Origin of the sequence: Paraburkholderia sp. ZP32-5 (genome assembly GCF_021390495.1) — a bacterium.
GTDB lineage: Bacteria > Pseudomonadota > Gammaproteobacteria > Burkholderiales > Burkholderiaceae > Paraburkholderia.
In genome coordinates this window covers 2,687,875-2,701,971 of the sequence record NZ_JAJEJP010000001.1, presented here as the reverse complement: position 1 = coordinate 2,701,971, position 14,097 = coordinate 2,687,875, and the positions used below count along the sequence as shown (strand labels likewise).

The window sequence follows — 14,097 nt, the reverse complement described above, 5'->3', positions numbered from 1 at the left end:
GGGCAAAACTGGAGAGGCCTGATTAGCCGATGCCAGTCAGGGTACTGTGTTCCCAAATGCGCGCTGGATACAGAAAAATGGAAAGAAGAGGAGTACAGTTGCACACCACTTCCGCCTGAACCAGCCCGATATCACCGACACCCGTGAAGCTCTACGAAAAGCTCGCCGACGAAATCACCGAAGCCGTGCGCCGCGGCGTGTTCGCGGCCGGCGAGCGGATCGCGTCGGTGCGTCAGGCGAGCCAGCAGCACGGCGTCAGCATCAAGACGGTGCTGCACGCGTACGCGCTGCTGGAGAGCCGCGGCATCGTCGAGACGCGGCCGCAGTCGGGCTACTTCGTGCGCGACGCGGCCGCGAAGGCGCTTGCGCCCGCCGCGCCGCAGTCCGCACACAAGTCAGCGCGCAAGTCCGCGCCACCGCCACCGGTGCCCGCGACGGTCGACGTGAGCCGGCTCGTGCTGTCGACGCTGCGTAGCATCCGCGCGCACGACGCGGTGCCGTTCGGCTCACCGTATCCCGATCCGTCGCTGTTCCCGTGGCGGCGCATCAACCAGTACGCGAACGCGATCGCGCGCCGTCACGCGAGCTGGAACCTGATCGACGATCTGCCGCCGGGCAACCCCGAACTGATCCGCCAGATCGCGCGGCGCTACGCGGAAAACGGACTGCCGGTCGATCCGGGCGAGATCGTCATCACGCTCGGCGCGACCGAGGCGATCAATCTGAGCCTGCAGGCGGTCGCGAAGCCGGGCGATACGGTCGCCGTCGAATCGCCGACCTACTACGCGATGCTGCACGCGATCGAGCGGCTCGGCATGCGCGCGATCGAAGTCGCGACCCATCCGGTCGACGGCATCGACATCGATGCACTCGCGAAGGTGATCGAGCGGCAGAAGATCGCCGCGTGCATGGTGATGCCGAATTTCCAGAATCCGCTCGGCTTCCAGATGTCCGACGAGCGCAAGCGGCAACTGGTCGAACTGCTCGCCGCGCACGACATTCCGGCGATCGAAAACGACGTGTACCAGGAGCTGTATTTCGGCGACACACGCCCGTCGACGCTGAAGACCTTCGATACGAAAGGGCTCGTGCTGCATTGCGCGTCGTTTTCGAAGAGCCTGACTGCGTCGTACCGGATCGGCTGGGCGCTGCCAGGGCGTTATCGCGCGCAGCTCGAAAAGCTGAAGTTCCTGAATACGCTGACGACGCCCTCGGTGCCGCAGGTCGCGCTCGCCGATTATCTGCGCCAGGACGGCTACGACCGTCATCTGCGGCATGTGCGCAAGGTGTACCGGCAGCAGGCGCGCATCATGAGCGCGCTGGTGCTGCGCTTTTTTCCGGTCGGCACGCGCGTGTCGACGCCGCAAGGCGGCTACGTGCTGTGGGTCGAACTGCCGGCGCGGATCGATTCGATGCGGCTCTATCAGGCCGCACTGGCGCGCGGCATCACCGTGGGGCCGGGCACGATGTTTTCGGCACGCGATGCGTTTCGCCACTTCATCCGGCTCAACTACAGCTATCCGTGGACCGCGCAAGCGGAGGCGGCGCTGAAAACGCTAGGCGAGTTGGCGACGGAGATGGCGTGAGGTTAGAGGCGAGAGCGCTACCGGCGAGACGAAACAACCGCCGCCAAACCGCGCCGGCAGCCGCGAATGACACACTCGAACAAGGAGACAGCAATGGATGACGACGATATCGACCCGCAGCTCGCCGCGATACTTGCGCAACTGTGGCGCGCGCATCGCGAAACGCCGCAGCGCACGTGGTCGCTGGCGAAGCTGTCGAAGCAGTCGGCCGTGCCGATGAGCAGCTTGCGGCGGCAACTGGCGGCGCTGACGGGCGCCGGTCTCGTGAGCACCGCGCTCAACGAAGACGGCACCGGCAGCGCCAGCCTGACCGAACTGGGCACAGGACTCTGCGCGGAACTGTTCGGTGACGAAGAGGGCGGTGAGGCGGGTAGTGAAGCGGGCAACGACGAAGCCAACGACGAAGCCAACGACAGCAACGCTGACACCACACCCCCGCCGCGCCTGCACTGAAACGAAACCGCCTTACAGCTGGCTCATTCCGCCGTCGGCGATGATCTCCGTGCCGACGATAAACGCCGATTCCGGCGCGGCCAGATGCAGCACGGTCGCGGCGATTTCCTCCGGCTTGCCGAAGCGGCCGAGCGGCACCTGGCTCATGATCTGCGCGGCGGTCGCGTCGAGCGTGGCGCTGTCGAATCCGAGCTTGCCGTAAAGCGGCGTATGCACCGGGCCGGGGCTCACGACATTGACCCGCACGCCTTGCGGCAGCAATTCCGCCGACAGCGTCTTCGCGAACGAAATCAGCGCCGCCTTGCTCGCCGCATACACCGACGACGCCGGCATGCCGATGTGCGCATTGATCGAGCCGTTCAGGATGATCGACGCACCGCGGTTCAACAGTGGCAGCAACGCCTGAATCTGGAAGTACGGGCCTTTGACGTTGGTGTCGAAGGTTGCGTCCCATAGTGCTTCGTCGATGTCGGTGAACGGCGCGAGCTTCGCGATGCCCGCGTTGATGAACACCGCATCGAGCCGCACGCCTTGCGCGCCCAGCGCGGCAGCCAGGTCGCGTGCCGCGGCGAGCGAGCCCGCTTCGTTGCGGATCGCGATCGCGTTGGCGCCGAGCGCGGCCTTGGCAGTCTCGAGCGCATCGGCGTCGCGGCCGGTGATGATCACGCGCGCGCCTTCGCGTGCAAAAGCTTGCGCCGCGGCGAAGCCGATGCCGCTGCTGCCGCCGGTGACGAGAACCGAAGTGTTTTGGAAGCGGGTCATTGCATTTCTCCGTCAGAGTTGAGGGTTGATGTAAAGGATGATGCGCGCCGATGACCGCGTTGTCGTACCATTTTTCCGACGAACTCGTTCGAAGTTCTCGAATGTGTTGCGAACGGCGACGTTGCGCCAATGCGTGCGCCGCGCCGACATACGCGGCAGATGGATGACTTGCCGCCGCGCTTTCCAGTACAGTGGGTTCCAGGACGCCGCCGGGCGTCCGCTGACGTAGGACCGGGCCGTGCGGCGCTCGCACGACCGTCATGTAACTGTCGCAGCATGTGGAAAACAAGTGGGGCGGTGGATCGGACGTGGCCGCCGAAACTGGAGAAAGAATGAAACAACAAAGCATGGTGGGTCTTTGGCTGGCCGCCGGATTGTTGGTGCTGCCCGCTGTGGCTAGCGCCCAGTCGCAGGCCTATACGACGAGCGGCGTCAACGTGCGCGCGGGTCCCGCATCCGACTATCCGGTCGTCGCGCAATTGCCGGCCGGCGTCCCGCTGACGGTGATGGGCTGCCTCGGCGACTTCCAGTGGTGCGATGTCGCCGCGCCGAATCTGCGCGGCTGGGTGTATGCATCTCGGCTGAGTTCGCCGTATCAGGGCGGCTACGTGCCGCTGAACTACGGCGCGACGATCGGTCTGCCGATTCTCGCGTTTTCGATCGGCGATTACTGGGGCAACTACTATCGCGGCCGCCCCTGGTACAGCCAGCAGTCACGCTGGTCGCACCATCGGCCGCCTCCGCCGCCGCGCCCGGGGGCCGGACATCCGCCGCCGGGCTGGCGGCCGTCACCCGGTCGTCCGGGCGGACCGCCGCCGGGGCACGGCGGTGGCCGGCCGCCGGGTGGCTCGCAGCCGGGGCATGGGGGAGGCCGCCCGCCGGGTGGGTCACAGCCGGGGCATGGAGGAGGCCGTCCGCCGGGCGGACAGCCGCCGGGTAATGCGGGAGGCCGGCCGCCAGGCGGGCAGCCACCGGGTAATGCGGGCGGTCGTCCTCCCGGCGGTTCGCAAGGCGGTGGAGGCGGTCGTCCTCCGGGCGGCGGCGGTGGTGGCGGCTCCCAGCACGGCGGAGGCGGTAACCGTCCTTCCGGCGGTTCGCACGGCGGCGGCCAGGGTGGCGGTGGCGGACGCCCCCCCGGTGGCGGCGGCAACTGAGTCTCCACGCAGCTTGACGCCGGGACGTCCACGCACGCATTCGCCCGTCCCGGCGCCGCTTGGTCGCGGCGCTCGCCAGGCCTGGCGAGCGGTCATCCCGTGTCGTACCGAGTCCACCGATACCGCGCGTGCCACTCCTGTTGTGGCCGCGATCGGTCATTTTTAAGATATTTGGCGCCGGGTCGGCGTAAACCCCGGTGCGCCGCGTACACTAACTTGCCGATGTTGCGGCAGGGGGCGCATATATGAGTTGCGAAGCGACATCAGATGGCACAACAGGGGCCGGGCCTGAGAGCGCCCGCTACCGGCCGGAACGGGCCGAGGAAGTACTCGCGTCGGAGCGCAGCGTGTTGCGGCTGATCACTCGCAATACGCCGCTGCCGGAACTGCTGGCCGAGGTATGCCGCCGCGCCGAGGCGCTGCTCGGCGAAGGCGCGTCCTGTTCGATCCTGCTGCTCGATCCCGATGGCCGGCACGTGCGGATCGGCAGCGCGCCGTCGCTGCCGCCCGCGTTCAGCGCGGCGATCAGCGGCCAGGAGATCGGTCCGCGCAGCGGCTCGTGCGGCACCGCGATGTACGAGCGGCGTCTCGTGATCGTCGATGACATCGACACCGATCCTCTGTGGGACGACTTCCGGCATCTGGCGTTGCCGTATGGCCTGCGCGCGTGCTGGTCGGTGCCGTTCGAAAACGACGCCGGCATCGTGCTCGGCGCGTTCGCCGTCTATTACCGCACGGTGCGCCGTCCCAACCCCGAAGAAGAAGCGATGCTGCGCGATATCGGCAGCAGCGTCGGTCTCGCCGTGCATCAGGACGCGATGGCGCAGCGTCTCGCGCGCAGCGAGGAGCGCCATCGGCTGGTGGTCGATCATCTGAGCGAGGGCATCGTCGTGCAGTCGCGCACCGGCGTGGTGCTCGCCTGCAATCCGAGCGCGCAGCGCATGCTGCGCACCACCTCGAAGATCATCGGCCGCAGCATCGAAACGGTGATCACGCGCGCGTTCAACGAAGACGGCTCGCTGGTCGACGACGCTCGCCTGCCGATCGTGCAGGTGTTCACGAGCGGCAAGCCGGTGCTCGGCGTGACGATCGGCATCGAGCTGGTCGGCGGGGATATCGTGTGGATCACCGAGAACGTCGTGCCGATCATGCGGCCCGGCGAGGCCAAACCCGACTCGGTGCTAATTTCGTTTTCCGATATCGGCCCGGTACGCGAGGCGCAGCGCCAGCTCAAATATCTGGCGACGCGCGATTCGCTGACCGGTCTGTACAACCGCGCCTATCTGACCGAACGGATGCGCGACCTGTTCCAGCCGCGCGACGTGGATGACGGCACGAGCGGCCTCGCGAGCGTCGCCGTGCTGTTCGTCGATCTCGACGGCTTCAAGAAGGTCAACGATACGGCCGGGCACGAAGCCGGCGATGCGTTGCTGTGCAGCGTCGCCGAGCGTCTGTCGGCCTGCGTCGGGCGCAACGACACGCTCGCGCGCGTCGGCGGCGACGAGTTCGTGATCGTCGTCAACGCGTACCAGCACACCGGCGAGCTGATCGGCCTCGCGCACCGCATCCTCGACATGATGGCGGTGCCGTTCGCGGTGGCCGGCAACGAGTACTACCTGGGCGCGTCGATCGGCATTAGCCTGTTCCCCGAAGACGGCCAGGACGTCGCGACGCTGATGCGCAACGCCGATTCGGCGATGTATCACGCGAAGCAGCGCGGCCGTAACAACTTCCAGTTTTTCACCGCCGAGCTGAACCAGCATCTGCAGCGCCGCTTCACGATCGAACAGTCGCTGCGGCGCGCGCTCGCCAGCGACGAGTTGAGCCTCGTGTACCAGCCGATCGTCGATAGCCAGAACGGCCGCACGATCGGCGCCGAGGCGCTTTTGCGCTGGTACAACGGCGAACTCGGCAACGTGTCGCCGGGCGAATTCATTCCGGTCGCGGAGGACGCGGGGCTGATCGTCGAAATCGGCGATTGGGTGCTCGAACACGCGTGCGAGCAGGTCGCGCAATGGCGGCGCACGCTCGCGCCGCATCTGATCGTCGCGGTGAACCTGTCGCCGCGGCAGTTCAACGACAAGCTGCTCGAGCGCATCGAGCGCTGTCTCGCGCAGTCGGGGCTCGAGCCGGCCGCGCTCGAACTCGAAATCACCGAGCGGCTGCTGATGAGCGACAGCGACACCGTGCTGCCGATCCTGAGCGCGCTGAGCGCGATGGGCGTGCGCATTTCCGTCGACGATTTCGGCACCGGCTATTCGTCGCTGTCGTATCTGAAGCGCTTTCCGCTGCACAACCTGAAGATCGACCGTTCGTTCGTCGCAGGCCTGCCCGATCATCGCGATTCGATCGCGATCACGCAGGCGGTCGTCGCGATGGCGCACTCACTCGGCATGAACGTGACCGCCGAAGGCGTCGAGACCGCCGAGCAGGCGGCGTTTCTGCGCGCGATCGATTGCGACAAGCAGCAGGGTTATCTGTACAGCCGGCCGGTCGGCGCGAGCGCGTATGCACGCAGCCTGTACGACGCGCAGATGATCGGCATGGCGAAGGCGTCCTGAGCGCCGGCGGCGTGGCGGAACGGGACCTGCGCCACGCGCCGCCACGCCGAATTCGATTGTTCGGATTGGTGGACAAGTGACTTCGCGTTACCGCTATTTATCCGTGGCGGCGCGCTCCCTAGAATGCTCCCATCGAAACGTAACAGGCGACGGTGCCGAAGCGGTGCCGCGCGATGGGAGTGGTCATGTCGGACTTGATCAGGAATCAGCTTTACCGGCCGTCGGTCGTGCTGCCGATGGTCGCGTTGATGCAGGTAATGGTGTCGCAGGACTTCAATCTCGGCCAGGTCGGCTGGGTGTTCGCAACGCGTGGTGCACAGGCCGCGCTGCAACGTTCGCGCGAATTGATCTGCGCGGTGCATTGCCACGAATAACGGGCAGCAAGTCGAAAGGCTAATCATTTTGTGGGCCGGTGCGTGCCACAGCAGTCCCCGCAACACCTCTCGCAACACCCGGCGGCCATCGCGGCGCGTGGCACTAAGCGTAAGATGCTACGACCTGCATCCAGCCCGGGAGAGTTGCCATGCCACAGCACTTCGACGCAGTCGTGATCGGTACCGGACAAGGCGGTTCGCCGCTTGCGGTGCGCCTCGCCGAGAGCGGCCGCAAAACGGCGGTGATCGAACGCAGAGACTTCGGCGGGACCTGCGTGAACGTCGGCTGTACACCGACCAAATCGTATGTGGCGAGTGCCCGCGCGGCGCACGTCGCGCGTCATGCGGCCGAGTTCGGCGTGCAGGTCGGCTCGGTCAGCGTCGATCTCGCGGCGGTCAAGGCACGCAAGGACCGGATCATCGGACAGTCGCGCAGCGGCGTCGAAAAATGGCTGCGCGGTACGCAGAACATCACGGTCTTCAATGGCCACGCGCGTTTCATCGGCCCGCATACGCTCGCCGTGAGCAGCGTCGACGGGCAGTTGCTGAACGAAATCAGCGCCGACGAAATCTTCATCAACACCGGCACGCGCGCGGTCGTGCCGCCGCTCGACGGACTTCAGCGGATTGCTTACTACACGAACTCCACGCTGCTCGAACTGACGCAATTGCCGGGTCATCTGGTGATCGTCGGCGGCAGTTATATCGCGCTCGAATTCGCGCAGATATTCCGCCGCTTCGGCAGCCGCGTGAGCGTGCTGGTACGCGGCGATCGTGTGCTCAATCGCGAGGATGCCGATTTCTCGGAGTCGGTGCGCAAGGTGCTCGCGCGCGAAGGCATCGAGTTCCACTTCGGCGTGCAACCGACGCGGGTCGAGCCGCATCCACATCGCGCGAACGACGTGTGCATCGGCTTCGAACAGAACATCCCGGCGATGGAAGCATCGCATCTGCTGTTCGCGACCGGCCGCAGGCCGAATACCGACGATCTCGGTCTCGACGCCGCCGGCATCGAGGTCGACCGGAACGGCATGATCCCCGTCGACGGCCAGTTGCGCACCAGCGTGCCGGGCGTGTGGGCGATCGGCGACGTCAACGGGCGCGGTGCATTCACGCATACGTCCTATGACGACTACCAGATCGTCGCGGCCAATCTGCTCGATGGCGCGAGCCGCAGCGTCGACACGCGGATCATGACGTACGCGGTGTTCGTCGATCCACCACTTGCGCGCGTCGGCATGTCGGAGGAGGAGGTGCGCGCGAGCGGGCGCGACGCGCTGATCGCGACGATGCCGATGTCGCGCGTGGGCCGCGCGCGCGAGCGCGGCGAAACCGACGGCTTTATGAAGGCGCTGGTCGACGCGCACAGCAAGCAGATTCTCGGCGCGGCGATTCACGGCGTCGAAGGTGATGAAGCGATCCATACGTTTGTCGACATCATGACGGCCGGCGCGCCGTATCCGACTTTGCAATACGCGATGCACGTGCATCCGACGATCAGCGAACTCGTGCCGACGCTGCTCGATGGGCTCAAGCCGATGGAATGAGCGGCGCAGTGGCCTCCCTATGACACGATCGATGAAATCCGGCTATACGAGCGGCAATCTGTTTGCGCCCGTGGCGGCGTTGGACGCGCAGTCGCCATCGGCGGCCGGCGAGCACGTCGACACGTTCGTCGAGCAGGGCGGCGTGACGATCGAGCGGATCGTTTCGACCGGGCAGGCGAGTCCGCCTGGCTTCTGGTACGACAGTCCGCGCGCCGAGTGGGTCGTGCTGCTGAGCGGCGCGGCGGCGCTCGAATTCGAGGGCGAGGCCGAACTGCATCCGATGAAGCCAGGTGACCACGTGCTGATCGATGCGCATCGTCGGCATCGCGTTGCGTGGACGAGCGAGACGGAGCCGAGTGTGTGGCTCGCTGTGTATTACCCTGGTGGTGAGGTTTAGAGAGATCGGAAGGTTCGGAAGGGCGGACGGCTCAAAGCACATGGGGGCGCGTATCTGATGAGTGATCGAGGAAGCCAGGCCAGCCGCACTGGCCCACTCACGCGCATCGACAAAGCGACACCGCATCGCCGATAATCGGCAGCGGCGCGGCCCCTGCGCAACGCGCGGGCGGGCTGTGCGCCCAACCGCATTCATCGGGGACATCGCAGCATGGGCAAGGGACGCGTCGAGGCCTTCAGCGATGGCGTGATCGCCATCATCATCACGATCATGGTGCTCGAGCTGAAGGTGCCCGAAGGCCACGATCTCGCGTCGTTGCGTCCGGTGGCGCCGGTGTTCTGCGCGTACGTGCTGAGCTTTATCTACGTCGGCATCTACTGGAACAATCACCATCACACGTTCCATGCGGTGCAGAAAGTCAACGGCCGGGTGCTGTGGGCGAACCTGCATCTGCTGTTCTGGCTGTCGCTGCTGCCGGCCGTCACGCACTGGGCCGGCGAAAATCATCTGGCCGCGTGGCCGACCGCGATGTACGGCGTCGTGCTGTTGATGTCGGCGGTCGCGTATTTCATCCTGATCCACGCGCTGATTCGCGAGCACGGCAGGGAGTCGACGATCGCCAAAGCAGTCGGTAACGACTTCAAGGGCAAGGTGTCCGTCGTCATCTATCTGGCCGGTATCGGCATTGCGTTCGTTGCGCCGTGGGTGTCGGCCGCGCTCTACGCGCTCGCCGCCGTGTGGTGGTTCGTGCCAGATCGGCGCATCGAACATGTGATGGAAGGCTGAGCATGCTACTCGTGCTCAAGCTCGTGCTGGTGCCGGCGTTTCTCGCCGCGTTGACGCTGGCCGCTCGTCTGTGGGGGCCTTCCGTTGCCGGGTGGCTGTCGGCGTTGCCGGTCGTTGCCGGGCCGATCGTGTTGTTGCTTGCGCTCGAGCGCGGGCCGGGGTTCGCGGCGCAGGCAGCGGTCGCATCGATTGCGGCGATCGCCGCGTCGGAGGCATTCAATCTCGCGTACGGCTGGAGCTGCCGGCGTTTTGCGTGGCCGCTCGCGTTGCTCGCGGGCATGGCGGGCTGGCTCGGCACCGCGTTGCTGCTGGTGCGGCTGCCGGGCTCGTTCGGTTGGGCGCTGGCGGCCGCTTGCGTGGCCGTCGCGGCATCGCAGAACGGCTTGCCGCGTGTCAGCGGCAAGGTGCCGGCCGCGCGCATCGGTCTCGCCGATCTGGCGGTGCGCATGCTGGCCGGCGCGCTGCTGACGCTCGTGGTCACGACCGCGTCCGCGTCGATGGGCGCGGCGTGGAGCGGCGTGCTGTCGGTATTCCCGTTGCTTGCGAGCGTGCTCGCGGTGTCGGCGCAGCGCGCGCACGGTGCCGATTTCGTCGCGCTGCTGATGCGGGGCATGGTGGTGGGGCGCGTTTCATTCGCGACGTTCTTCGCGATGATCGCGCTGCTGCTGCCGCAATTCGGCGTGGCGGCGAGCTTTGCGTGCGCGGCGGTCGTGTCGATCGTCGCGCACGGGCTCACGCGCCGCATGCTGAGCTCGCACGGGCGCCCTCAGGCTGTGTCGCGAGATCTGGCCGGGCCGCAGGCGGAATGAGTTTGGCCGAACGATATCGATGCCGGATGACATGACTTCACGCCCTTCACCGTTAGCCGCGACCCGCATCGGCCTTATCTCCGATACGCACAACCTCGTGCGGCCCGAAGCGCTGCGATATCTCGACGGCTGCGACGCGATCATTCATGCGGGCGATATCTGCAATCCCGACGTACTGGATGCGCTCGCGCGGATCGCACCGGTCACCGCCGTGCGCGGTAATAACGACACCGGCGATTGGGCTGCGTCGCTGCCGACGCACGCGACGCTTACCGTTGGGCAGGTGACGATCCTTGTCGTGCACGATATCGCCGAGTTGGGCTGCGAGCCGAGCGACGAAGGTATCGGCGTCGTGGTGAGCGGTCATTCGCATAAGCCATCGATTAGCGAACGTGACGGCGTGCTGTTCGTTAATCCGGGGAGCGCCGGGCCGCGGCGGTTCAAGCTGCCGGTTTGCGCGGGGCTGCTGGTGGTGGAAGGGGGGCGGGTGAACGCGAGTTTTGATTCGCTGTTGGCGTGAAAAAGCGGGGCGGCGTGGGGTGCGCTGGCCGTTTTTTTGCGGGCAGTGAAGAGGGGGCTGACGGTTAGGTCGAGAGGTGGGCTCGTCGTGCTTCGTTCAGCGGGCGACGCGCAGCTTTGCTAGCGCGACCGGTTCGAATCTAATCTTTGCCGTGCCGTGCCGTGCCGTGCCGTGCTTGCGATCGGAGTGCCGCGTGGCCGACAGCCTTCAGGCCCGGTCATGCCGGCTGACTGGCAGAACGGCAGAACGGCAGAACGGCAGAACGGCAGAACGGCAGAACGGCAGAACGGCAGAACGGCAGAACGGCAGAACGGCTGCAGGCCGCTCGCGCGCCAATCCGGATGTCTACAACAAACCGCTTGTTTCGCGCGAGCAGTCCCAAAGTCGTTACCACCGATTGCCGGGCGCGTCGCCGCGCAAACAGCCCTTAGGCCCGCGCGGTTGCCGCCGCGCTGTAGCGCTCATCCCTTTGCCCGTCCTCACGCTCGCCGCGCAGCACCGCATGCGCTTCGGCGCGCGTCGCGACGCACGGACCCGAACCCAGCAGCGGCTTGCGCGCGGTTTCGCGCAGCGCGAGCACCGACGCGACACCGATCAGCGATGCGCCCATCAGGTAGTACGCGGGCATCATCAGATTGCCGGTGCGGTCGACCAGCCACGCGGTCACGAGCGGCGTCGTGCCACCGAACAGCGACACCGACACGTTGAAGCCGATCGCGAGCGCGCCGTAGCGGATCCGGGTCGGGAACAGCGCCGGCAGTGCCGACGGCATCACGCCGGTGAAACACGACAGCAGCACGCCGAGAATCATCAGGCCGCCGAACACCGGCAGCACCGTGCCCATGCGGATCAGCAGCAGCGCCGGAATCGACAGCACGAACAGACCCACGCAGCCGAGCAGCATCACCGGCTTGCGGCCGACCGTGTCGGATAGACGGCCGGCGGCGAGCGTCATCGGCATCATCAGGATCATCACGAGCAGCACGAGGAACAGGCCGTGCGTTTCGTTGAAGTGCAGCGTCGCCGACAGATAGCTCGGCAGATACGACAGCGCCATATAGTCGGTCACGTTGAAGATCAACACGAGGCCGACGCACAGCAGAAGCGGCTTCCACTGCTGCGCGAGCAGCTGGCGAAACGACTGTTTTGGCGCCGCGCGATCTTCCGCTTCACGCTCTTCGGCCTGCTTTTTGAACGCGGGCGTTTCTTCGAGCTTCATGCGGATATAGAGACCCACCAGCCCGAGCGGCCCGGCGATCAGGAACGGCACGCGCCAACCCCAGGAGAGCAGCGCGTCGCTCGACAGCGTCGCGGTCAGCAGCGCGACCGTGCCCGCGCCGAGCACGTAGCCGATCAGCGTGCCGAATTCGAGGAAGCTGCCCATGAAACCGCGGCGCTTGTCGGTCGAGAATTCGGCGATGAAGGTCGCGGCACCACCGTATTCGCCACCCGTCGAGAAGCCTTGCACGAGACGCGCGACCAGCAGCAGCACCGGCGCGAAAATGCCGATCGTCGCGTAGTCGGGGATCAGGCCGATGGCGAAGGTGCCGAGCGCCATCATGATCATCGTCATCGCGAGCACGCGCTGACGGCCGATGCGGTCGCCGAGCGGCCCGAACACCATGCCGCCGACCGGCCGCACGAGAAATGCGGCGGCAAACGTGCCGAACGTCGCGATCAGTTGCGCGGACGGACTCGACGACGGGAAGAACACCTTGCCGAGCGTGACCGCGATATAGCTGTACACGCCGAAATCGAACCATTCCATCGCGTTGCCGAGCGCCATCGCGCCGACGGCCCGCTTGAGGAGAGAGTTGTCGACGACCGTGATGTCGTCGAGGGACAGGCGTTGTTGTTCTTTGTCGTGTCGCCAGAAGCCGTTACTGGAAGCGGTCAAGATTCAAAACTCCAATGACTGCGGCGAAACCGGTGATGCGTTTCGCCACGGTTGCTGGAAGTGTGATTTCGCGAGCAAGGGCAACGCGCGGGCATTCGCGGCACCGGCAGCCGGCGGCGAAAGAAGGGGCGTAAAGATCAAACGGAAAACGCCCGTGCCTCGCGACCCTGTCGCGAAAAAACACTTGTCTAGATTGTGCTGACTGTTGCACCTGCGTGGCCGTGGAAGGGGGGCAGATGCATGAAGGACGCTGAGGTAACTGGAGCTTGACTCGCAGTTGACTCTGGCGCCGCTGAAAGGCTTGAAACGAAAAAGGCCGGTCTTGAATTTCCGCTTATGCGGGGAAACGACCGACGAGCCTTCTTGTTTGAAAACAGTTCGATTCGGAACGGCGCACGTATGGCGGGGCCGCTTGAGGCGAACGCGAATGAAGGTAAATGGCTGTTGAAACGATGAACATGTTAGCACGATGGGCGATGATCGTGCAAACCGGGGGTTCGGGTGGATGCTGTCGACGGGCTCAATCCGCTGCTGGGCGGGGGATTTGGCGGGGTCGAATCCGTTGGGAAAACGGACTGCTTAGAACAATTTTTGTTGGGGTGGGTGGGGGAAAGATGGTTGAGGGGGAGGGCGGGAAGTTGGGGAGTCGGGCAAGTAGAAGGCAGAAGGCAGAAGGCAGAAAATTAGGTGCCTGCGAAACCGAGCGGACAGCAAAAATCGGGAGGCTGAGGGGCTGAGGGGCTGAAGGACTGGGGCCTCGAGACAACGGGGCATCGGGACGCCGGGCAAACGGGGAGTGAGAGTGCGACGCGGCTAGGCCGAATTCGGACGAAAAAAATCCGCGCTCATGGCGCGGATTTTTTGTGCTGCCTTGGCTGACGCGGTGCGCGTCGTCAAGCGAAAAAGCAATCCGCCTGACTCAGGCCGACGGCGGCACGTAGCCCGACGCGGTATCCGCGCCTTCGCCGAAGAAGAATTTTTCGGTCTGCTTCATCAGATACTGGCGCGCACGCGGATCAGCCATATTCAAGCGATTTTCGTTGATCAGCATGGTCTGCTGTTTCAACCAGCTCTGCCAGGCTTCCTTCGAAATGCTTTCGTAGATCCGCTTGCCGAGTTCGCCCGGCAGCGGCGGGAAATCGAGGCCTTCGGCTTCCTTGCCGAGCTTCGCGCATTGAACCATACGAGTCATGCTGTGCTTCTCCTGTAATCGATGTTGGGCGCGCAGACGCCTGTGCCTGTGCGGATCAG

13 protein-coding genes are annotated in these 14,097 nt (G+C 65.4%); 10 read left to right on the top strand and 3 right to left on the bottom strand.

From position 1 onward, the window contains the following. The first annotated feature begins 143 nt into the window (after positions 1-143). Both L0U82_RS11435 and L0U82_RS11430 read left to right on the top strand, forming a co-directional pair. The gene (locus L0U82_RS11435) at positions 144-1,586 is read left to right on the top strand and encodes an aminotransferase-like domain-containing protein (protein ID WP_233830993.1); all 1,443 of its coding nucleotides are present in this window, start codon (positions 144-146) and stop codon (positions 1,584-1,586) included. Between the two features lie 93 nt (positions 1,587-1,679). Beyond that, positions 1,680-2,039, top strand: a complete 360-nt coding sequence (locus L0U82_RS11430) for an ArsR family transcriptional regulator (RefSeq protein ID WP_233830991.1) — start codon at positions 1,680-1,682, stop codon at positions 2,037-2,039. Between the two features lie 12 nt (positions 2,040-2,051). On the opposite strand, the gene L0U82_RS11425 is transcribed toward L0U82_RS11430, so the two are convergent. Further along, entirely contained in the window at positions 2,052-2,801 is a 750-nt protein-coding gene (locus L0U82_RS11425) for an SDR family oxidoreductase (protein ID WP_233830989.1), read from the bottom strand. 332 nt (positions 2,802-3,133) lie between these two features. Between L0U82_RS11425 and L0U82_RS11420 the strand changes: the two genes are divergently transcribed. The 8 genes from L0U82_RS11420 (at position 3,134) to L0U82_RS11385 (ending at position 10,949) form a co-directional block, all read left to right on the top strand. After that, positions 3,134-3,955, top strand: coding sequence for an SH3 domain-containing protein (locus L0U82_RS11420; RefSeq protein WP_233830987.1), 822 nt, complete (start codon positions 3,134-3,136; stop codon positions 3,953-3,955). 245 nt (positions 3,956-4,200) lie between these two features. Beyond that, the gene (locus L0U82_RS11415) at positions 4,201-6,516 is read left to right on the top strand and encodes a putative bifunctional diguanylate cyclase/phosphodiesterase (protein WP_233830985.1); all 2,316 of its coding nucleotides are present in this window, start codon (positions 4,201-4,203) and stop codon (positions 6,514-6,516) included. Between the two features lie 185 nt (positions 6,517-6,701). Beyond that, entirely contained in the window at positions 6,702-6,890 is a 189-nt protein-coding gene (locus L0U82_RS11410; RefSeq protein WP_233830983.1) for a hypothetical protein, read from the top strand. Between the two features lie 149 nt (positions 6,891-7,039). Then, positions 7,040-8,437, top strand: coding sequence for an FAD-containing oxidoreductase (locus L0U82_RS11405; protein ID WP_233830980.1), 1,398 nt, complete (start codon positions 7,040-7,042; stop codon positions 8,435-8,437). A gap of 19 nt (positions 8,438-8,456) precedes the next feature. Continuing rightward, positions 8,457-8,834 carry a cupin domain-containing protein gene (locus tag L0U82_RS11400; RefSeq protein WP_233830978.1) on the top strand — a complete coding sequence of 126 codons (378 nt, stop codon included), beginning with the start codon at positions 8,457-8,459 and terminating at the stop codon, positions 8,832-8,834. A gap of 210 nt (positions 8,835-9,044) precedes the next feature. Beyond that, on the top strand, positions 9,045-9,620 hold the full coding sequence (locus L0U82_RS11395) for a TMEM175 family protein (RefSeq protein WP_233830975.1): 576 nt from the start codon (positions 9,045-9,047) through the stop codon (positions 9,618-9,620). Positions 9,621-9,622: 2 nt separating this feature from the next. After that, the gene (locus L0U82_RS11390) at positions 9,623-10,429 is read left to right on the top strand and encodes a hypothetical protein (protein ID WP_233830972.1); all 807 of its coding nucleotides are present in this window, start codon (positions 9,623-9,625) and stop codon (positions 10,427-10,429) included. Positions 10,430-10,460: 31 nt separating this feature from the next. Then, entirely contained in the window at positions 10,461-10,949 is a 489-nt protein-coding gene (locus tag L0U82_RS11385; RefSeq protein ID WP_233830969.1) for a metallophosphoesterase family protein, read from the top strand. Between the two features lie 427 nt (positions 10,950-11,376). Here L0U82_RS11385 and proP read toward each other — a convergent pair whose 3' ends face one another. Together proP and L0U82_RS11375 are read right to left on the bottom strand one after the other, a co-directional pair. Then, positions 11,377-12,846, bottom strand: coding sequence for a glycine betaine/L-proline transporter ProP (gene proP / locus L0U82_RS11380; protein WP_233830966.1), 1,470 nt, complete (start codon positions 12,844-12,846; stop codon positions 11,377-11,379). 919 nt (positions 12,847-13,765) lie between these two features. Next, entirely contained in the window at positions 13,766-14,038 is a 273-nt protein-coding gene (locus L0U82_RS11375; protein WP_026225286.1) for an oxidative damage protection protein, read from the bottom strand. Positions 14,039-14,097 lie beyond the last annotated feature (59 nt).